General features: G+C 40.6%; 14 protein-coding genes and 3 pseudogenes. 10 read left to right on the top strand and 7 right to left on the bottom strand.

Annotated features, from left to right (window positions below):
- Positions 1–113: 113 nt before the first annotated feature.
- Positions 114–5,831, top strand: coding sequence for a phytase (locus TOL9009_RS0105645; protein WP_029631729.1), 5,718 nt, complete (start codon positions 114–116; stop codon positions 5,829–5,831).
- Between the two features lie 154 nt (positions 5,832–5,985).
- Here TOL9009_RS0105645 and TOL9009_RS43125 read toward each other — a convergent pair whose 3' ends face one another.
- Complete coding sequence (locus tag TOL9009_RS43125) at positions 5,986–6,093, bottom strand: DUF4351 domain-containing protein (protein WP_084763333.1); 108 nt, start codon at positions 6,091–6,093, stop codon at positions 5,986–5,988.
- A 5-nt stretch (positions 6,094–6,098) separates the two neighbouring features.
- Between TOL9009_RS43125 and TOL9009_RS50465 the strand changes: the two are divergent.
- Positions 6,099–6,206, top strand: a pseudogene (locus TOL9009_RS50465) (IS5/IS1182 family transposase); the annotation flags it as partial.
- 99 nt (positions 6,207–6,305) lie between these two features.
- Here the strand turns inward: TOL9009_RS50465 and TOL9009_RS0105630 are convergent.
- The 4 genes from TOL9009_RS0105630 to TOL9009_RS0105615 form a co-directional block, all read right to left on the bottom strand.
- The gene (locus TOL9009_RS0105630; protein ID WP_029631726.1) at positions 6,306–7,640 is read right to left on the bottom strand and encodes a diaminopimelate decarboxylase family protein; all 1,335 of its coding nucleotides are present in this window, start codon (positions 7,638–7,640) and stop codon (positions 6,306–6,308) included.
- A gap of 56 nt (positions 7,641–7,696) precedes the next feature.
- Positions 7,697–8,689 (bottom strand): DMT family transporter, encoded by a 993-nt coding sequence (locus tag TOL9009_RS38305; RefSeq protein ID WP_051502814.1) that lies wholly within the window; start codon positions 8,687–8,689, stop codon positions 7,697–7,699.
- A 159-nt stretch (positions 8,690–8,848) separates the two neighbouring features.
- Entirely contained in the window at positions 8,849–10,036 is a 1,188-nt protein-coding gene (locus TOL9009_RS0105620) for a phytanoyl-CoA dioxygenase family protein (protein ID WP_029631724.1), read from the bottom strand.
- Positions 10,037–10,167: 131 nt separating this feature from the next.
- Positions 10,168–11,076 (bottom strand): cupin domain-containing protein, encoded by a 909-nt coding sequence (locus TOL9009_RS0105615; RefSeq protein WP_144238163.1) that lies wholly within the window; start codon positions 11,074–11,076, stop codon positions 10,168–10,170.
- Positions 11,077–12,592: 1,516 nt separating this feature from the next.
- Here TOL9009_RS0105615 and TOL9009_RS38300 point away from each other — a divergent pair.
- The 8 genes from TOL9009_RS38300 to TOL9009_RS0105575 all read left to right on the top strand — a co-directional run bounded on the left by TOL9009_RS38300 (position 12,593) and on the right by TOL9009_RS0105575 (position 19,407).
- A complete protein-coding gene (locus TOL9009_RS38300) occupies positions 12,593–13,615 on the top strand; it encodes a Rossmann-fold NAD(P)-binding domain-containing protein (RefSeq protein ID WP_051502813.1) in 1,023 nt (340 codons plus the stop codon).
- Positions 13,612–14,301 (top strand): SDR family oxidoreductase, encoded by a 690-nt coding sequence (locus TOL9009_RS0105605; RefSeq protein WP_029631720.1) that lies wholly within the window; start codon positions 13,612–13,614, stop codon positions 14,299–14,301. Before TOL9009_RS38300 ends, TOL9009_RS0105605 begins: the two co-directional genes overlap by 4 nt.
- A 90-nt stretch (positions 14,302–14,391) precedes the next feature.
- Positions 14,392–15,108 (top strand): class I SAM-dependent DNA methyltransferase, encoded by a 717-nt coding sequence (locus TOL9009_RS38295; protein WP_051502812.1) that lies wholly within the window; start codon positions 14,392–14,394, stop codon positions 15,106–15,108.
- A gap of 127 nt (positions 15,109–15,235) precedes the next feature.
- Positions 15,236–15,742 carry a helix-turn-helix domain-containing protein gene (locus TOL9009_RS0105595; RefSeq protein ID WP_029631719.1) on the top strand — a complete coding sequence of 169 codons (507 nt, stop codon included), beginning with the start codon at positions 15,236–15,238 and terminating at the stop codon, positions 15,740–15,742.
- A 16-nt stretch (positions 15,743–15,758) separates the two neighbouring features.
- Complete coding sequence (locus TOL9009_RS0105590) at positions 15,759–16,442, top strand: IS630 family transposase (protein ID WP_038296186.1); 684 nt, start codon at positions 15,759–15,761, stop codon at positions 16,440–16,442.
- Positions 16,443–16,494: 52 nt separating this feature from the next.
- Positions 16,495–17,277 (top strand): class I SAM-dependent methyltransferase, encoded by a 783-nt coding sequence (locus TOL9009_RS0105585; protein ID WP_029631717.1) that lies wholly within the window; start codon positions 16,495–16,497, stop codon positions 17,275–17,277.
- 62 nt (positions 17,278–17,339) lie between these two features.
- Positions 17,340–18,074: a class II aldolase/adducin family protein gene (locus TOL9009_RS0105580; protein ID WP_029631716.1), complete on the top strand. Its 735-nt coding sequence runs from the start codon at positions 17,340–17,342 to the stop codon at positions 18,072–18,074.
- Positions 18,075–18,111: 37 nt separating this feature from the next.
- Positions 18,112–19,407 carry a TauD/TfdA family dioxygenase gene (locus TOL9009_RS0105575; RefSeq protein ID WP_029631715.1) on the top strand — a complete coding sequence of 432 codons (1,296 nt, stop codon included), beginning with the start codon at positions 18,112–18,114 and terminating at the stop codon, positions 19,405–19,407.
- Positions 19,408–20,172: 765 nt separating this feature from the next.
- Here TOL9009_RS0105575 and TOL9009_RS50865 read toward each other — a convergent pair.
- Positions 20,173–20,340, bottom strand: a pseudogene (locus tag TOL9009_RS50865) (transposase); the annotation flags it as partial.
- Positions 20,341–20,366: 26 nt separating this feature from the next.
- Positions 20,367–21,045 (bottom strand): annotated as a pseudogene (locus TOL9009_RS44350) (transposase); the annotation flags it as partial.

Raw genomic sequence — 21,045 nt, 5'->3', positions numbered from 1 at the left:
ACGAACCGCAGAGACACAGAGGACACAGAGAAGATAAGAGTTTCCTCCTCTGCGTTCTCTGCGTACTCTGCGGTTCGTTCAAAAAAAATCATCACTTACCCCAGAATAAAAGAATGGTAACTATTAACACGATACGTTTTTCCCTATTCAACGCATCTTTGAACCGCAATGCTGAAGGTCAATTAGTAACCGATTTATCCACCCCAAATAACGCACAAGCTGCAACGGTTGCCCAAATTATCCAGCGCACTAATGCAGATGTACAGTTAATTAATGAATTTGACTACTTTGCAGAAGATCCGCTCAAAGCTGTCGAATTATTTCAACAAAATTATCTTGGCGTGAGTCAAAATGGCGCAACTCCGGTAGAATATCCTTATGTCTACATTGCTCCGTCAAATACGGGTATTGCCTCCGGATTTGATTTAGATAATGATGGGAGAGCAGTTACGAACCCAGCAGAAGCAGGATACGGCAATGATGCTTTCGGATTTGGCAATTTCCCCGGTCAGTTTGGGATGTTGCTGCTGTCGAAGTATCCTATAGATACTGCGAATGTGCGAACTTTCCAGAATTTTTTGTGGAAAGATATGCCAGACTCGTTGCTATCGACAATTAGCACTCCTGGTTCTGGAACTCCTTGGTATTCACCAGAAGAACAAGCTGTTTTAAGGCTTTCTTCTAAAAGTCATTGGGATATTCCCATTATTGTGAATGGCGAGACGATTCACGCTTTAGTTAGTCATCCCACACCTCCAACTTTCGATGGTGCGGAAGACCGTAACGGTAAACGCAATTATGATGAAATCCGCTTTTGGGCAGATTATATCACACCTGGGAAGGGCGATTATATTTATGATGATACTGGTAAAAAAGGCGGTATCTCAACTGGATCGAGTTTTGTTATCATGGGCGATCAGAATGCAGATCCTGTAGATGGTGATAGCTTCGATAATGCGATTCGCCAATTGTTACAGAATCCCAATATCAATACTAACTTTATTCCGACGAGTGAGGGCGGTTCTCAACAAGCGATATTGCAAGGTGGTGCAAATCTGACTCAACGCGGAAATCCTGCTTTTGATACAGCAGATTTTGCAGATACGGCACCGGGAAATCTGCGAACAGATTATGTTTTACCTTCTGCTGATTTGCAAATCGATAATTCTGGTGTGTTTTGGTCGTTAAATACTGATCCGACATTCCCTTTGGTAGGGACTTTTAACCCTAATTTTCCTGGTGGTTTCCCCAGTTCTGACCATCGTCAAATTTGGGTAGATTTGCAACTTGGTGCTACTGAAGTAGGTAAAACTGTTTCTGGTGTGGTGTTTGAAGGACAGAATGTTTTCGCTACAGGTTTTATTCCTTCTAGTATAGCGGGAACTGTTAATGGTGTAGAAACTCCCATTGGTGGGTTGTCTGGTGTAACTTACGATGCTGTCAATAATCGCTACTACGCGATCGCTGATGATAGATCGCAATTTGCACCTGCGCGTTTTTATACTTTTACTGCTAATTTACCACAAGTTAATTTTACCAACGTTACTACACTCACAGACGCAAATGGTAACTTGTTTCCCCTCAATAGTTTAGATCCTGAGGGGATTGCTTTAACTAATAATAATACTGTTTTTATCTCCTCTGAAGGTGAGGTGAATCCGAGTGTGGGTAGAGTGATGAATCCGTTTATTAATGAATTCTCGCTCTCGACAGGACAACAAATTCGCTCTTTACCTGTACCGACAAAATTCCTACCTGTGGTGGATGATACGAATGGTAGTGGTGTAATAGATGCAGGTGATCTTCAATTATCCGGGATTCGGAATAATTTGGCTTTTGAAAGTCTGACGATCGCACCCGATCAAAGGACATTGTACACTGCTACTGAAAGCGCTTTATTTCAAGATGGCGCGATCGCATCTTTGACTAACGGTTCGCGATCGCGCATTGTGCAATACAATCTGGTGACAGGACAACCGGAAAAAGAATATCTATATAATATAGATGCAATCCCTACAACCCCAAATCCCGCTACAGGTTTCGCTGATAATGGTTTAGTGGATTTACTCGCGATCGATAATCGAGGTACACTACTTGCGGTAGAACGTTCTTTCTCTACTGGTGTTGGAAATACGATTAAGATTTATGAAGTCACTTTGCAAGGTGCAACTGATATTAGTTCTGTTGATTCCCTTAACAGCTTGAGTTCTAACCAAGTTGCGGCAATCCAACCTGTTGAAAAGCGGTTGCTGTTAAATCTCAACTCGTTGAACTTACCCAATGGGACAGATAATATTGAGGGTATCACTTTCGGTCCGGTGTTACCAGATGGACGGCAGTCGATTGTGTTGGTGAGTGATAACAATTTCAGTCAAAGTCAATTTACCCAAGTTTTAACTTTAGGTGCAGATTTAATCCCTACTGCAACACCTACAGTAGAAACTCGTCCTGATTTACTTGACGATCCAAGTTTACCATTTAGTGAACGTGCTGATGCGGACGATCCAGCGATTTACGTTAACTCGACTGATGCAGAAAAAAGCTTGATATTGACATCGGTGAAAAATGCCGGTTTGCGAGTTTACGATTTGTCAGGGAATTTGCTACAGGAAGTGAATCCTGGTAATATTCGTTATAACAATATCGACTTGCAGTATGGATTTAAGTTGGATGGAGAATCCATTGATATTGCCGTTGCAAGCGATCGCAATAATGATAAACTCGCAATCTTCAAAATCAATCCGAATAATCCCGGTGACTATTTAGAAGATATCACCGATAGTAGCATCGGAACTCTATTCCAAGATTTACCCTTTGACCCTCCTTATTCAGCATCAACACGCAGTGCTTACGGTTTAGCATTATATCGCAGTCCTGTTACTGATGATTATTATGTCTTCGCTAGTCGCCGAGCAACTGGAGATGTGGCACAATTCAAATTAATCGACCAAGGGAATGGTAAGATTGGGGCTGAAAGAGTACGGGAATTCACTTTACCTTCACCCACAGGTGTTGACCGTTCTCCCCAAACAGAGGGAACAGTCGTAGATCAAGAACTTGGTTTTCTCTACATTGCCCAGGAAGATGTCGGAATTTGGAAGTTTCAAGCTGAACCGAATGGTGGTACAACTGGTAGTTTAATTGAACGTGTCCGATTTGAGGGGGGAAATAATCTCACCGATGACGCAGAAGGACTAACTATATATTACGGCAAAGATGGTACAGGCTACTTGTTAGCATCCAGCCAAGGTGACAGCACCTTTGCAGCTTTTACCCGTGAAGGTAATAATGATTTCTTGGGTAGATTTGCCGTTGGAAGTAACGGTTCAATCGATAGTGTACAAGAATCTGATGGTGCAGATGTCATCAACGTTCCCCTCGGTTCTAAGTTTCCCTTTGGTTTGTTCGTTACCCACGATGGGAATAATCTGCCAGCGCAAATTATCGATGGCGAAAACGTCAAAACTAACTTTAAACTAGTTCCTTGGGAAAACATTGTTAGCGCTTTACCAAATGCGTTGACCATTGATACCACTAGCTACAATCCCCGCAATCCTCAAGCGAATTCTCTGTTAAATGGAATTGCTAGCGGTGATACAACCCAGACTTCTACTGTACTCTGGGCGCGGAGCAATTTTACAGGTAATGTCTCGTTTGAATATTCGACGACACCTGATTTTAGCAATATTGCAGGTAAAGCAACTGCAACTGTCACAAATCCACTGCAACCTGTGAAAGTGGAAGTTACAGGTTTGACAGCAGGAACACAGTATTATTACAGAGTAGCTGATGCTGCCGGAGCTACAGAATCCGGTCAATTCAAGACTTCAGCCGCTTTAGGAACTCAAGCTGGTTTACGGTTTGGTGTCGCTGGAGACTGGCGTGGTGAACTTAGCCCTTACCCGGCTATTTCTAATGTACCCCAAAGTAACTTAGAATTTTTCTTTGAATTTGGGGATACTATCTACGCTGATATCCCTTCCCCAGCATTGCGAAATCCAGACGGAACGGAAAAAGCTCAAGCGCAAACTTTAGATGATTTCCGCATCAAAAATAGTGAAGTATATAGTCAGCGCTTTGGTGTAAATACTTGGGGCGATTTACGAGCCTCTACTTCTATCTTAGCAACCATTGACGACCACGAAGTTACTAACGATTTTGAAGGTGGGGAAAATTTAACTTCAGCTTCAGCTACAGACCAAGCATTGTATGGTGCAACAACCGGATTGGTGAATGATTCGCCACTTTACGAAAACGGTTTGCAAGCCTTTCAAGAGTATAACCCCTTGCGCGATCGCTTTTATGGTGAGACCGGCGATGCACGCACGGCAGGCGAACGTCAACTTTACCGTTACAATACCTTTGGCAGTGATGCTGCAACTTTCGTTTTAGATGCTCGCTCTTTCCGAGATGCAGGATTACCAGCCGTCACAAATCTTAATGATCCGGTTCAAGTTGGGAACTTTTTAACCCAGTCTTTCAATAGCGATCGCACTTTATTAGGAAGGCAGCAAGTCGAAGATTTGAAGCGTGATTTGCTCACCTCAGAGCAGAACGGTATCACTTGGAAGTTTATCATGGCACCGGAGCCAACTCAAAACTTAGGCGTGCTTGCCGCTTCTGACCGTTACGAGGGTTACGCAGCAGAACGAACTGAAATTCTCAAGTTTATCAATGATAACAAAATTGATAACGTTGTCTTCGTCGCTGCGGATATTCACGGTACAGTAGTGAATAACCTAACTTATCAATTGGCACCCGGTCAAGCGCAAATTGCGACTACTGCTTTTGAAATTACCACAGGTTCTGTTGCCTTTGATGCACCTTTTGGACAAACAGTAGCGGAACTTGCAACATCTGTCGGTTTGTTAACTCCTGCTCAAAGAGCATTTTACGATTCATTGCCCATTGCCAACGATGGGGACAGTTTGCCTAACGATAAAGATGATTTTATCAAGCAAATTGTCGATAATGGTCTGGCTCCCTTAGGATATGACCCTGTAGGATTGAATAACAACCTGCCGCAAGCTGAAGGTTTAATTAATGCCAAGCTGTTGCAAGGAGATTACGTTGCTACTCATACCTACGGTTGGACTGAGTTTAACATTGATGCGGAAACTCAAAAGCTGACATTGACAACTTATGGTGTTGAAGCTTATACCCGTGAGGAACTTGAAGCTAATCCGAATGCAATTATCAGCCGTCAACCGAAAATCGTCAGTCAATTTGAGGTAGATGCACGCAACAGTGGCATCCGAGGTACCGCCGGAGATGATACACTTTACGGTATCAACGGTGATGATATTGTTTCTGGCTTGGGTGGCAATAATACCATTTATGCAGGTGAAGGTAATAATACCATCTCCGCAGCCGATGGGAATAATACTGTTTACGTTGGTGCTGGAAATGACCGCATCACTACAGGGAATGGCAACAATACCATCTACGCTGGGGAAGGCGTTAATACAGTAAACACTGGCTCAGGCAATGATTTGATTTACGCTGGTGCTGGTAATGATGTCATCAATGCAGGAGTAGGAAATAATACCATCTTTGCTGGAGAAGGTAATAATACAATTACCTCAAGTGGTATTGATACCATTTTCGCAGGTAGTGGAAGCGATCGCTTTATTTTTGGTCAAGGTGCAGGAATTGCCACAATTATTAAGTTTGATGAAAGCGATCGTATCACTCTAACTGGTGGATTAACTTTCAGCAACTTGAACATCAGCCAAAATGGTGATGATACCCTCATTAGTGCGGGTACAGACTTGCTTGCAATTCTCAAATATACCCAATCTAACACCATTACAAGCGCCATATTCGCGTAGTCATAAAAGTAGGGGGATGGTTATGAAAAGGGTTGCAGGTTTAGAGTGTGGGGTGTGGGGAAAAGAAAAAAATAGATTATTTTTCCCTCTTTCCCTCTTTCCCTCTTTCCCTCTTTCCCTACACCCCACACCCTTCTTGGTCATTCCCCTACTTTTATGTTGTTTGATTTGCTTCCAACCAGTTAAGTAAATCCTCCATGACTGCAAAATCCAACAAAGCCTCAGCAAGTGCTTCTAATTGCTCTAGGGAAAGAGTTTGAATGCGCCTTAGGGTTAGTTTTGCGGGTCTTGGTTACGGCAGCTAGTGTGGGCGAGCGTGAAGGGGGTAAACAAGTTTTAAAAAGGGTCAAACACTGTGAGGAGCAGGTATCTCGCTGTTAGACTTGGAGCCAACTTTGATTAAATCCCATCCCAACTACCAAAAGCTCCGTTCCTTCGGTTCGATCAGTCCTTAATTCTGTTCGAACCATTGTTCTAAATGTTATGGAAAAATCTTTGATTAATAAAAAAATCATCTGCTTTTCCTCTTTCTCTTATTAGCATTATTTTGCCATTATAATATGCTGCTTCCGCAGGATAGTTGTGAAGTAAAAAGTTGGTAATACTGTGATTGAAGCCATAGGCTCCACAGTTATGTATTGCTATTTTGTCGCCAATTTGGATTGTACTGGGTACTTGAACATCTTCAGCTAGCGTATCCAGAGAAGTCATTAATCGTCCAACAAGAGAAGCTGAAACTGTCTCACTATTTTTTTTATTGTTTTCGCTCAAAACTTCTAAATACTTAGTTGCTTCTTTCATAGATTTAGATACTCTAAAAATATGATTTATCCCTCCATCTAGTATTAGAAATAATCGACCTCTGGATTGCTTGATATCTGTGATTTTCGTTAAATAGCAACCTGATTCACCAACTAAGTAACGGCCTATTTCTACCATACAGTGGTAGCTATAATTATTGTTGTCGAACAATTGCTTTAAGCCTTGGGAGAAATCTTTGAAGTTAAAAGGTTTAGCGGCTGCATCATATGGAATCCCTATGCCTCCTCCAAAATCAATCAGAGATATTGGGAAACCTTGATCTCTAAGAGAATTAGCGATTTTGACTGTATTTTGCCATGATGCCAACAAGTCTTGATATGCCAGAATATTGCTTTCAGTGTAGATGTGGATTCCCTTTAGATTAAGACTGCTAAGCTTCATGATTTCAATAAGTGTTTCTGGTGCATTTTCTTCATCCACACCAAACTTGCTGGAACTCTGTGTAATGGTCTGGATTTCTTGTTGAAGCTTAAATTCACACCTTTGCTGGTTTTCGCAGCTTTGAATCGTTCTATATATGGGATTAATGCGGACGATAACGTCTTGTTTGACTCTACGCTGCCTTGCCAAATCATTTAAGCGTTGAGCTTGATTTAGCGACTCTAGCGCGATCAGTCCACATCCGAATTCTAAAGCATATGATAAATCCTCTGTTGTTTTTCCTGGCCCTGTGAAAACAATTTTTTGAGCCGAAAATCCAGCTTTTAAGGCTGTCTGGAATTCTCCCAATGAGCTAACATCAACAGAGCTATCTAAATGAGCTAATTTATTGCAAATAGCCAGATTGCTATTTGCCTTTAGAGCATAGTGAATCGTAAAGTTAGAAGGTAAGTACTGTAGCAGGGTATTAAACTGAAGATCAACTTTATTTAGATTATAGAGATACAAAGGCGTTCCATATGTGTCAGCTGCTTTCCTGATTTCTTCCAGAGAAAGTAAGCTAGGCTGTGCGGCTAAAAGAGCTGGTTTCATCGGAATTGAAGGCATGAAAAAATAGTAACTCCTTCTCTCAATTACTTGCGTGTGAAAGGTTGCTTCGATTCCTAAGTCTCGATGCAAGGCTTTTTCAGTTCCGGTTCCTGGCTTTTCTTATCTGCCCTTATTGCTAGATAAACGCCTACAATAACTACTACAAACGATATCGAATCTACAGCCGTTAAGTTTTCCGAGAAGAAAAGCCATGCCTGAATTGAACTTAAAAAAGGTTCAAGCAGTACAACTACTCCAACGAACGTTGAAGATAAACTTACTAAACTAAACGCTAACAACCAATGAACAATCGCGAATGTTGTAGTCAGGCATGCAATCGCCAGCCATCCTGATACGGAAAGAGGAATAATACGTTCACTGCTAAACATGAAAATTGGCAGCATCAATAGTGCCCCTAGCAGGCAGCGCCATAGTAGAATACTGCTTGCGCTCATATGAATGCGAAGCTCTTCAATCATTGTCAGGTAACCAGCGAAGAAAACAGCTGATAGTAATGCTAATCCATCCCCTTGAAGCTTCGTTCCAGTGAGCTGAAAGTCTCCAACTCCTATAGAAATCACTCCTCCAATCGCAACGGCCATGCCTAAAAGAAACTGCCGCTCAAAGCGCTGTTTAAAGAATAGCCAGGCAAACAATGCTGTGAACAGTGGTGCTAGACTATGTAACAAAGCAGAGTTGCCGATATTTGTTAGGTATAGTGATACTGCCCAGGAAACTTGGTGCCCAACAGCACAGAATCCAGCGCCTAGCAAAAGTAGAACAATTTCTAAAGATATGGAAGGAACGGATTGAGACTTTTCATTCTCAGTCAATTTTGAAGAACGAAGCTCTTTGGCTACATCTATTGCGCTAAAAACTAAGAAACCAAAGAGAAAGCGATCAAATACAGTAGCGATCGCACTTATTTCTTTCTCACTCCATTTCACACAAATTGGAGATAAGGAACCGACGAAACAAACAACGACTAGAGCAAGTAAAGCAAGATTTCTGGCAGAAGACAATGATACATAAAGGGCCTTGATGCGATCACTTACATTGCTCAACATAATTGCTTAACATAAAAGATAAAAAATTCTAAACTATCAGGATTTAGATTAAACGTTTTCATCTGCTTAGATTGCTAGAGAACTATACTACAGCATTGGCGTTGCTGATCCAGTGAGGCTCATTTCGTGACGTATCGGCAAGGGTTTCAGATCGTTTATCTACATTAATCGGTTGTATCCAAAGCTATCTTTGCCTCGAATTAATACTGCTTTCCAGTTCTCCAGGCTAATTTTTTTAATGTTATAGATCTTAACCCGATGGGACTCCTTCAGCATTTCATCATTATAAAGACGAGTATCCGTTCTAGTAATACGACCATTAATTGCAAACCTCGAAGCATCGGTTTTATTATCCAGAGATCCGTGAAGAACTCGTTCGCAAAATATGAAGAACTGTCCTGCCTTTACTTCTATTGGTCTTATTTCTGCAGTATCTAGTGGATAATCAAAATTTGTCTCATAATTACCAGAAACCGTATTATGAGAGCCTCCACTTTTCTCTCCTAAAATAGTAGGATACATTTCCTCGTGAGATCCTGGAATCACGACCATGCAACCATTGTCAACGGTTGCATCGGTTAGAGCAATCCAGCATGTAACCTGAAACAATTTATCTGAGTTAGGTGGGTTAACCACTGACTGTTTTTGGTTTTCGAAGAGCCAGGTATTAGCTTGATGTATCTTTGTTCCTTCACTATGTGGAGGAATTTCAAAAACTCGGGTTCGCCACAAGATTAAATCTGGGCCTAAAAGTTGAGCACAACGTTCTGTGATTGCAGGATTCTTAAATAAATCGATCAACCTTGGCTGATCAAGATGACGATTAAACAAGTTCATGTCATTAATGAAAAATTTCTTGGCTTCATCCGTTGGCTTATCAGATGCAACAGAAAGAATATCGGTGGCGGGATTATTTTCTGTCTCAAACTCATAGTCTCCCGCGTTAAAGGAAAAGCTTTTTGAGTCACTATTAATGACTGAATTGACCAGATAATTTTTCAGGTCTTTAATCTCTTCGGCAGACATTAGGTCAAAAGGTCCAACATAGCCATTGTCATAGAAGAATTTAATTTCTTCTTCGGCCATTTGGAACTGCGACTGAACAGCTACCTTGGGCTTATAGGATTCTGGATGCTTGAATTTAGAGTAGTAATCGTAGAAATACTTTCGCCCGCCGGATTTGAACGCCACCCAAAACATACGGTTATTCCAACCAGTGGGCAACATTTCTCTTACTTCTTTCGGTAAAAAATGATGAATAACTTTTAATCTAGAGAGTAAATATAGAAATGCCAGCTTAACAGAGAAAACTGGATTGAAAGATTTGACCTGAAAGGAAGTAGTCATTTTATTTCTTGCAGATAGTTTCAACTTGGACGTGGTTTAAGCCTCGATCGGCTGTGAGGAAAGGGCTTGCTCCTTAGAAGCTTTCAGAAATCAAAATCAGTAATAAGCGGAGTCAAGCACCAAGGGCTCTGCTATTTCCGATTAAGTCTACGATTAAGTCTAGTGTGCTTCGGATTAGCTGATGGTCTTTGCTGTTCACCTTCTGAACAAACAGGCTCAACAGCATATGGCAAGGCAGTTTCTTCGCGTCTTGTCAAGCACGGATTGGTTGGAAGACCTTGATGCAGAATGACATCTGCAGGCTGATCAGGCGTTCTCCACCAACAACCTAAGGCTCTAAGATCTTCTGTTTTTGAAGTATTAGTGAAACCATGAGCTATGTAAGGCTCATGAACCATAAAAGATCCCCTACGAATATCAGCTACCTTATCTTCTCCATACCATTTACCTTTACCACCAAAGAAAAAATAGAACTCTGTGGCAGGATGATTATGGGCAAAGTAAGTTGTTTGGGGTTTCAAAGTCAACGTTGCACAAAAAATATTTTTTGCATCGTAAGCAGGTGCAGAAACACCAGGACCCATCAGGACGCGATAGAAGTATCGTGAAGCATCATCTGCTTCGATTCCTTGATTATTTCCTCTGAACCAAGCTGGATAGGCTAGGGTTGACCGCTTTACTAAGTCATCTTCATTAATGATAAAAGGCTTCGCCCCACTCCGAACCCTTGGATAGACATCAAGATCATCCTTAATGTTCTGTGTTGTATCACTATCGACCTTGCAGACTAACCTACCCGGAGTTGTTTCTAATGGATCTAGACTAGTTCCTTTAGGACAAGCTACTACTTCAGAATTTTGGGCAACAAGCGTTTCTAGTTTGCTTTCAGTTACTGAGACGTTGCGAGTGTACTCTTTACCATTTGCTTTTGTTGGCGCAATGAGTAGACATGTAAACAGGGCTGAAGCATAAGCAATTCTACTAATCGAACCAAGCGGATGCTCTTGCTTTACTAGCACTTTAATCTCATTAGACATCATTTCGATTTTTCTCTCAAACACACACACACTTACCTTTACGGAAAGCTATCGACAACCTGAATACTGACGACCTCACGCTTTTTAAAACTAATGCGTAATCCGTTAGGACTTGGATCAGTAGACGCTTGGAAAGATGCAGAAGTAGTATCTCTGGGTACGTTAAATACGTTGAGATGAATATTTCAAACTGCTGCCTATCTAATAGCAGTCTAATCGTATCACAATACAATTAGGTTATTGAACTTTGGACAAAAAAGATTTATTCGCGTAATTGGACTTTCGACAAAAAAGATTTATTCGCGTAAATCTTACGCGAATAAAACAAATGATTAATGTTGTTTATAGGTTTCCACCTCTTTTATAGAATCTGCTGATTTTCGCCGTCACAAGTTTCTGGGTAAAAAGTAATAAATAAAACAATATTCGTAGTGAGATTACTTATTCAATTTGAAACCAAAATTACAAATACGTGTATTAATTTCGCACTTATATAAACACGGGTGCAAAAAAAGATAGCCACTATATCCCCCACACATAGTAATATCAACGACAAAGTTTGTTTGGGGAAATACCAATGACTATGCAGAAAAATATAGGACTTACGCATTGACAGAAAATACCAAATATGGGGTATCAATTTCAGGCATTCAAACCTGATTTTTCGATGATATTTTGGCGATCGCCACCCATCGGACGGTAATTGTCATCCATCCTGGAACGACCAAATTATGTTTATACACATGATGCCCCATTTGTACAGTGCGTAAGTCCTAATTTCGTTGTGTCAAATTAAATTTCGCGAGCGATATTTTCAGGGTTCAAACGATTGCTGGGCGGGGGATAGAGGCTATTTATAGTACAGGTTAGAGCGGGAGATGGAGGTGTGTCAAATTCAGGTGTCGTAAATTTTAGTAACGGGAGTGTCAGGATAGATGTCGTTGTTAGAGAGAATAAATCGGGTGAAACAATTTTGAGCAGGGGCGCAAGGCAGGAGTAGTGAGTCGCAAGGTAGGCTTAAGAGCAAACCGCAAGGTACTTCTAGGCGTGGTGAAAATCCACAGCGGAATCGTTCAGTTACCCCTTCGCTGAACGTGGTGTATACGAATGGTCATGAGTGACTATGTTTGTATACATTTCTTTGAGCGGTTGTTAGAAGTCAACAGTAATCTAATTGGGTGTATCTCAGATCTTGCACCAATGTCAGTAAGCCTGAAAAAGCCAGGTTTTTTGCGATCGCATCAACGAAATCTCAATGGTTGTGGAACTTTATTGAGAATGGTGCAAGATCTGAGGTGTATCTCACTTTTGTAATTGTCTGCGTCATTCCCACGAAAGTGGGAATCTAGTCGTCAGAACGTTGCCTGGATTCCCGTTTACACGGGAATGACAAACAGAAATTTAGGTTAAGGAATAAATTTGAAAATTTGAGATGCACTCATCTAACTTTTCAAAACTTTTCCTTAAATGGGTAATTTGGTTTTAAATTGATTGATTCGGTGGTTGACAAGAAGAATTCATGAAAATTGCTTACATTAAGCCTAGATTTTTGGATGAAAAAAGGGTTGGACTACTTCCCCATCACTTAAGATGTTGTTATGCTGGAGATGAGCGAAGATTTGAGCAAGGTTATGGAGAAACACTGGGAATTTCTGATCAATCTTACGGTGATGCAGGGGGATACAAGAGAGAGGAATTATTTGAATGGGCGGATGTTATCTACTGCATCAAAGTTCCTCAACCGGCTGACTATCAATATTTGAAAGAGGGTCAGGGATTAGTTGGGTGGATTCATCCATTCGGCGCATCAGGTCGTCATTTTTTGGCAAACTGTGGCCAGCCCAAAAATCTCTATCTTTTCGATGTAACTAACCGCATTTCTATACGGCACCACAATCAGAAGACAGAGACACTGCTAGTTCCAAGAGATATGACTAGAGGTAACAGTATTCTTGCTGGCTATGCGTCTACAATGCATGCCCTCATGTTACGAGGTGGTATCACTCAAAGCGATCAAGTCGCTATATTTGGCACAGGTAATGTAGCATTTGGGGCATATAAGTATTTGTCACAGCGGGGAATAGAGCCACTACTTCGTCGCCGAAGCAATGCCTCGTTTCTCAAGCACGAGCTTAAAACTCTGGATATCTTCATTAACTGTGTCGAGATTGAAGATGGAGATTTGCCAATTATCACGCGCGAAATGTTGGCTGAGATGAAGCCAACTGGATGGATCATTGACGCAGCAGCAGATACAGGTCGTGCAATTTCAGGGACACGAGCAACTAAAGTTCATGACCCAATTTATCAAAATGAACATGGACATCAGTTTTACGTCGTAGACAATTCACCAACTCTCCTTTATCGAGAAAGCAGTGAGGCTGTCAGTGAAGGATATAGCAAGCATTTCTGGTCTAAACCTATGAGTTATTGGTACAGTTCCGATTGTGTCAAGGACGATTACACATCTGATTTAGACTCTCCTCACTTTCTTCCTCATACTCTGTTCCCAGCATCAGAAGAAGTATTGTTTACCCCATGAGTAAACTAGTTCTAATTACAGGTGTTAGCCGTGGACTCGGCAGAGTTATGGCTGAAAAGTTCATTGAGAGCGGACATACTGTTATTGGATGTTCTCGCGAACAAGTAGAAATTACAAAACTTCAACAAAGGTTTGGCAAAGCTCATTACTTTGTATCATTGGATGTTACAGATGAAACAGGCGTCATAGCCTGGGCAGAGAGTGTTGACTCTAAGTATGGTGCTTCTATTGATTTACTGATTAACAATGCCGGCATTGTTAATTCTCTAGCGCCTTTCTGGACAGTTAATAGTTCAATCTTTAACCAAGTCATTGACATAAACATAAAAGGAGTTGCAAATGTTGTGCGTCATTTTATTCCTAAGATGCTAGAGCGAAATCAAGGTGTGATCGTTAATTTTAGTTCTGGTTGGGGACGTTACACTAGCCCCAATGCAGTTCCATATTGTACTAGTAAGTGGGCGATTGAAGGCTTTACCAGAGCGTTAGCACAGGAATTGCCATCTGGAATGGCTGCTGTTTCTCTTTGGCCAGGAGCAGTTCATACTGAAATGGCTACTTTTACTTACAAGGAGAAGGCAGAAAGCTACATATCACCTGAAAATTGGAGCCAGATCGCAGTTCCCTTCTTGCTTCAGATAGGGGCCAGCGATAATGGCAAGCCTTTATCTATCCCAACTGGCTAAAATAATAAACAGGATCCATTGGTTTCATCTCAGATTGTTCATAGCTATATAGACCTAAAACTCAAGCCGTTTCACACAGGAAAGTAAGACATGACTCCATCAAAAGTACCAGACTACAAAACTCAGTACGATAAGTGGGATGCAACCCGCATGGATGCTGAAGAAAATATGAATCATCAGGCCCGTTATGATAAATGGGCTTCGACCTATGACGAGGACGTGAAAAAGAGGAACTACAAAAGCCCTGAGCTCGTGCTTGATTTTTTGCTAGAACTATTGGAACTAGAAAAGATTCCATTCACTCCTAATACGCCTGGGCTAAGAGTCCTAGATGCAGGTTGTGGTACTGGTCTATTAGGCAAACTGATGATAGATGCAGGATTTTCGCAGATTGATGGAGTAGATATATCTCAGAAAATGGTTGATAAAGCTCAACAGCTAGGAATTTATCAAACCTTGCTTGGAGAATGCGATCTGCAAAAACCTTTGCCATCTTCCTTAGAAAATCAATACGATATTATTGCTTCTGCTGGAGTATTTACTCTGGACATGGTGTTTCCTCAAACATTAGCCTATCTTGTGAGAACAGCCAAGCCAGGATGTGTAATCGCAATTGGTTCTAGTTCTTCATGGTGCGAAAAGTATGATTTTGAAGGATTCTATCAAAAACTAAGTAGAGCAGGCTACATTGAGTTGCTTAAAGCAAACCTAAATGCTCCTTACGTAGCGAATCACAATTCAACAGAGACTTTAACAGCAAATTATTGGGGTTTTTTGGTGAAAAACAACAATGTTCAGATAGGGTAAGAAGTGAAGTGGTAGCTGATTAAAAACTCTCTAGTACAGGTCGGCGTAAATAAATAGACCACTATTGTGAGATACTAAATAATAAGCTTTTTGAGCTGTTTTGGTTAACAAAGTAGGAAATCAGGGTGTGGCAAGATTATTTCCAAAACCATTGAATTTAAGCGATTGTGAACGTTTGGAACTCCAGGAGTTGATAAACCGCCATAATACACCGCAACAGTTAGCACTGCGAGCAAAAATAATTTTATTAGCATCTGATGGTAAAAATCATCGCTCAATCGCCCGAATATTAGACATTAATAGACATACAGCTTGTTTATGGCGAGAGCGATGGCTGGCAACATCATGTACAGGAGGTTCAACAGTAACTCAACGATTGCAAGACTCTGAGCGTATTGGCGCACCAGTAAAATTTAATATGGAACAAGTTATAGAGTTATTTACGCTTGCGTGTTCACCTCCTGAAGACTATGGACGACCAACAAGCCATTGGACGGCACGAGAACTAGCAGACGAAATCATGAAACAGGGAATTATTGAAAGTATATCTATCCGGCATGTTGGAAGATTATTAGAAGAAGCAGAGCTTAAACCCCACCAGAGTCGCTACTGGTTAACCCCCCCCTGTCGATGAAGAATTTGACGCAAAACTGGATGATATTACTGGTTTATATATCACTGCAATTGAACGTCATCAAAGCGGAGAGCGTACAATCTCGATTGATGAAATGACTGGTATTCAAGCTACTGAACGTATAGAAAAAGACTTGCCGATGCGACCGGGTTTAGTTGAAAAAAGAGAGTTTGAGTACGTTCGTCATGGTACGCAAAGTTTAATTGCTAGTTTTGATATCGCTACTGGTCAAATTATTGAACCAAGTTGGGGAGACTCTAGAACTGAGGAGGATTTTGTCCAGCATATTCGTCGAGTCATTGAAAGCGACCCCGATGCGAAAAAATGGCATTTAATTATGGATTGCCTTAATACTCATCAGTCTGAGTCACTCGTTCGTTTAGTTGCAGAAAAAGAAGGTTTGAATCTCGATCTAGGTATTAAGGGAGAAAGCGGTATACTCAAATCCATGAAATCCCGTACTGCTTTTTTAAAAGACCCAAAACATGGAATAGTTTTTCATTATACCCCAAAACATTCTTCTTGGCTTAACCAAATCTCAATTTGGTTCAGTATTTTGGTTCGTAAATTACTTAAGCGTGCCAGCTTCACAAGTCAGGATGACTTCAAAACCAGAATCATCGAATTTATTAACTACTTTAATAAAACAATGGCTAAACCTTTTAAGTGGACGTATAAGGGTAAAGTTTTAGCTATTTAATGGTCAGTTTATTTCCGCCGTGCTGTACTAGTTAGAAAGAGGTAATATCCTGATGGTTGACTCATCTGCATTTGAAGCTTATGACTTATTGTCTCAATATTACGATAGCATGCAGACAAAGGCTCGGAACTATCTCCAAGTAGGTCAAACACTTGGCAGTTTGATCGGAAATAGGAAGACCTTGTTAGAAATAGGTGTAGGCACGGGACTGACGGTTGAAGCACTTTTATTAGGAAACCCAAGTTATGAAATTTGGGGCATTGACAACCATCAGCCTTTATTAGAACAGGCAAAGGAAAAGTTTAAGCATCAAGAGAATGTTCACCTTGATCTTCAAGACGTGCTGAATCTCAAATTGTCTAGAGAGTTTGACGTTGTCTATTCTAGGGGAGGAGCTTTATCACTAATGAACCTCCCTGATGGATGCTATTTTATCAGCCATATTATGGGCCGAGATGCAAACCTCAAAGCTTTGAAAGGCATTGCTAAGCATTTACAGAATGAGGGACTGTTTATCATCAGTGCCGAAAAGTATAAAAGTAGTGATGATGCACTTACAGACAGCGTTGTTTATTCCAAAGAAATCATGCTCGATGATGGCGTTATCCATCATCGGAAGGTTGAACGGAAGTCTATGAATAGTGAAGATTACATATTTTTTGACTTTTCTTTTCGCACAGATCAAGAGATTATTGGTAGAAAAGTGATAGAACTTTTTTCTTTGAACTATCAAGACTACCAGAAGCTATTTATGGAAGCGGGACTATATCCTGTGGAAATCGAATTAGAGAGAGATTTTCAAGTTTACTCGAAAGTCAAGCAGAAGCAAATCTAAGCTATTCTTGTATTTTGGATAGAGGCTCTGTCAAAAACCAAGATTTGAAAATAAAGCTATCTATGACTCTAAATGAACAGCAACTGCGTGTTGACTTGGCGGCAGCTTTCCGTTGGAGCGCACGCCTAAACTATCATGAGGGTATTGCAAATCACTTTAGTGTTTCTGTCTCAGATGATGGTAAAAAATTTCTCTTAAATCCTCAGGCTCGTCATTTTTCTCTCATCCGTGCAAGCGAATTGCTACTGTTAGATGCAGATAATCCAGATGCCTTATCTGGAAAAAATGTGCCAGAAGCAACTGCTTGGTTTCTTCACGCGCCTATTCATCAACATCTACCGCATGCCCGATGCATTATCCATGTACATACTCCGTACGCTACAACCCTGTGCTGTTTGCAGAATAAAGAGATTTTAATGCTCAATAATAAGGCCTGTCGATTTTATAAGTGTATTGCCTATGACTCCGAGTATAATGGTATGCCCTTGGATAAGGAAGAAGGAATGCGAGCTGTTCGACAATTAGAGAAAGATAAAAGTATTCTCTTTATGGGAAATCACGGGATACTGGTAATTGGTCAGACTGTTGCAGAGGCTTTTGATGAGTTGTACTATCTAGAGAAAGTAGCACAGATCCAGCTTTTAGCACTATCTAGTCGACAAAAATTGGACATTATTCCAGATGAGATAGCAGCTAAGACTCGCAAACAGTGGATTCAATATAGAGACTTTTCTTTAGCACATCTTGATGAGTTGAAAAAAATTTTAGACGCACAAGAGCCCGATTATAAGCTGTAGTACGAGTTAGGAATAGTTGCTTATTTTCTAAAAAGTTATGCCTCCCTTAGATTTGAAACAGTATTGTCTACTTACCTTCGATGAGAGAAAGGAGCTTAAGGTCGATATTGAAGGTAAAGATGCCTATAAGCTAGATAACTGGCTCCATCCGTGGCATATCAATATCCCTGCTAAATATACCGATGATCGAGAAGTATATCAGACCTTGATCAATCTTCATATTCGCGGAAATATCCAAATTGGAGACATTATTACAGGGATTAGGAGTTCATCTCTAACGAACTTAGCTCATGTAGCTAAAATTTTTACAGGTGAGTATGACACTATCTCGGAGTTTAAGTATTCAAGCGAAAAAGAGATTCAAGCCCTGACCAGAGTAACAGGTAGTACAAACGCTGAAATTTGCACAGATTTGCCAAAATCTATAGAAGATTTAACAGTAAAACTGAGGAAAAATGGACATGTTTTAATCCGAAACTTAGTTTCGATAGATGAGCATTCCATCGTTACGATTTTGGGTGGTGCTGGGCAGCTAATGGATTATCGTTATGGAAATACCGTACGAGAAAATATTAAAAACTCTCAGGCATTAAAAGTTACGACTTGGCCAAGAGAATTGATGCTTCCTGCACACAATGAAATGACTTACCACATTGAATTTCCCACGAAAATAGCCTTTTTGTGTCAGGAGCCATCTAAATATGGTGGGGAAACTTCACTCTATGATTGTGCTAAATCTTTTGAGTACTTATCGCGCGAAATGCAGCAAAAAGTTACTCATCAGGATGTTATATGCCGTAAGCGATATGTGCAACAAGATAATCACAATCACTATCCTAGCTGGCAACAAGTATTAGGAAAAGGATCATCTTTTAATGAGGCTATCGAGCACTTTACTTCGCTTGGTTATCAATGCAACTATTTCCTACCAGAAAACCAAGCAGTAGAGCAAAACGTAAGTTCTACCATCATCGAGACTACCCTGCCTCGTCCAATGGTTTACTCGTATCAAGGTAGGCAGTGCCTACATGCAAGTATGGTGCCATTGGTTTCTCACTGGTGCAATCAACTTTGGCCAGATGTAACTCCTCCATTAACCGTAACTTGGGAGAATGGAGAGCCAATCACTCATGATGAATTCAATGAGATGAACGAAGCGATTTTATCTGCACGTATTAACTATGGTGGCTGGCAGAAGAACGATGTACTCATCATTGATAATCTACGAATTGCTCATGGGCGTCTACCTTTTTTAGGTCAACGCTCTATTGGAGTCTTGATGGCTGAGCCAGCTCGTTTTGTTGCTGAAAAAGGAAACTGGGCGGTGTCATAGCTGACGGCTCGATAACTTTCAGGCACTTTCAAGGGGAGCATCCCAATTTGGCAAAAAGATGGGAAGAAGACAATAATATTCGCGAGATTTCATCGCGAATAAAAGGAGAACTGTACATCAACACCGGAATTCGAGAGAATTAATCCCACATTCCGCACCCCATAGCCGCGAAAATTTACAAGCGATCGCAACTGGCACAGGCGATCGCTAAATATAGTGCTTTTGTACTATATAAGTAACGCAACAGGCACAGGGCGATCGCTAGTTGATAGTACATGAGTATTAATTTAATCCGATTCCGAAAGCTTAGTCAACGCATGAGAAGTCGCTGCAAAAGGAAACAAAGAGTGAAATATTTATGAGAAGATAGGTAGGGCTTGCTGAATAAGTCTTTAAAGCGAATCTAGAAGCCACACAGGTTACAAAATGGTTGTTTCGTTGCTCAGTTTCCTTTCTTTACCTAGCGATCGCGCTTTGATTGTGCAAGGGTTTTGAGACTCTAGATGTTAAACAAGTGCACTTGTTTGGTGAAAAAAGGCTTAAACCCCTTATCTGGACTAGATTACACATTCATTCAGCAAGCCCTACCTAGGGCTTGCTGAAAAAGTAATAAAAAAGCAAGACCAGGATTGGTCAGTTATTCAAGCAAGCCCTAAATATAAGTTCTTGTTTTTTTTGATTGGCTAAACTATAACTTTCAATAATATTAGAGCCGAAAAAAGGTGTTATTTTCAAAAATAGACATAAAAAAGCACTCTTAGAGCGTGACAGTTGAGTAGAAAGATTCATTACTAAAAAAGTAATAGCAATTGCAGTTTTAGAAGTATGAGACAGTTTCGCCATCACTCTACCCAGGCTAAATCTTCTTTTAGCTTGTCCAAACTTTCCCTCAATAGAATTACGAATCCTTTCGTCATCTTTAGCTTGCTTCTTTTTTCTTTACTCACATTTTTGTTTTTTATCGCTTTTCTCCGGTCTTTTTGGGATACACGACGTTTTTTAGCTACTTCTAGATAGTCTTTTCTTGCTATCTGTCGATATGTTCTTGTTTTTATCTAATTGACCCAATACCTGTTTATAAAGTAAGTCTATAATTTTTCTGTCTGCTTTCTCGCTTGATTTAGTAGCCCTAAATCTGTTGGATAGCTGATGTCACCCGGCGTACAAGTGGCATCTAATATTAATTTTCCTCTATTTTTTGGTTGACTTTCCTCTGTTTCGGATGAGCGCACAGCATTAGCCAGTCCGTGAGCGTCTTCTGTTTTTTTTCCGCCTCTTGAGAAGATGTTTTCTCTAGCATCTTCTTCACCATTTGTTGATTTATTTTCTTGACAAATTCAGCACTGATTCTTTCTCGAAAGTGAACTAGCATTGATGCATCAAATGGAGCGTCATTACTATAAGATGACATCCCTATAAAATACTGTAGATAAGGGTTTTCTTTGATTTGTTCTACTGTTTCCCTGTCACTTATGCCTAGTTTCTCTTTAATTATTAATGCGCCTAACGCCATCCGAAATGACTTTGCTGGTGCCCCCATCTCTGCGGAGAAAGATAAAGAATATTCCGACTCAAATTCTCCCCAGGGTATTAAATCAGCCATAATGACCCAACGATTATCTGATGATAACTTTCCCT

Source organism: [Scytonema hofmanni] UTEX 2349 (assembly GCF_000582685.1).
Taxonomy (GTDB): domain Bacteria; phylum Cyanobacteriota; class Cyanobacteriia; order Cyanobacteriales; family Nostocaceae; genus Hassallia; species Hassallia hofmanni.
The sequence above is the reverse complement of the archived record's forward strand: the minus strand, read 5'-3'. Positions and strand labels throughout refer to the sequence as shown.

Bases quoted from the DNA above. Each gene is read 5' to 3' on its own strand.
- TOL9009_RS0105645 (WP_029631729.1), top strand. From the start codon at position 114: ATGGTAACTATTAACACGATACGTTTTTCCCTATTCAACGCATCTTTG.
- TOL9009_RS0105605 (WP_029631720.1), top strand. From the start codon at position 13,612: ATGAGTAAACTAGTTCTAATTACAGGTGTTAGCCGTGGACTCGGCAGA.
- TOL9009_RS0105585 (WP_029631717.1), top strand. From the start codon at position 16,495: ATGGTTGACTCATCTGCATTTGAAGCTTATGACTTATTGTCTCAATAT.
- TOL9009_RS0105575 (WP_029631715.1), top strand. From the start codon at position 18,112: ATGCCTCCCTTAGATTTGAAACAGTATTGTCTACTTACCTTCGATGAG.
- TOL9009_RS0105615 (WP_144238163.1), bottom strand. From the start codon at position 11,076: ATGATGTCTAATGAGATTAAAGTGCTAGTAAAGCAAGAGCATCCGCTT.
- TOL9009_RS0105580 (WP_029631716.1), top strand. From the start codon at position 17,340: ATGACTCTAAATGAACAGCAACTGCGTGTTGACTTGGCGGCAGCTTTC.
- TOL9009_RS38295 (WP_051502812.1), top strand. From the start codon at position 14,392: ATGACTCCATCAAAAGTACCAGACTACAAAACTCAGTACGATAAGTGG.
- TOL9009_RS0105620 (WP_029631724.1), bottom strand. From the start codon at position 10,036: ATGACTACTTCCTTTCAGGTCAAATCTTTCAATCCAGTTTTCTCTGTT.
- TOL9009_RS38300 (WP_051502813.1), top strand. From the start codon at position 12,593: ATGAAAATTGCTTACATTAAGCCTAGATTTTTGGATGAAAAAAGGGTT.
- TOL9009_RS0105630 (WP_029631726.1), bottom strand. From the start codon at position 7,640: ATGCCTTCAATTCCGATGAAACCAGCTCTTTTAGCCGCACAGCCTAGC.
- TOL9009_RS38305 (WP_051502814.1), bottom strand. From the start codon at position 8,689: ATGTTGAGCAATGTAAGTGATCGCATCAAGGCCCTTTATGTATCATTG.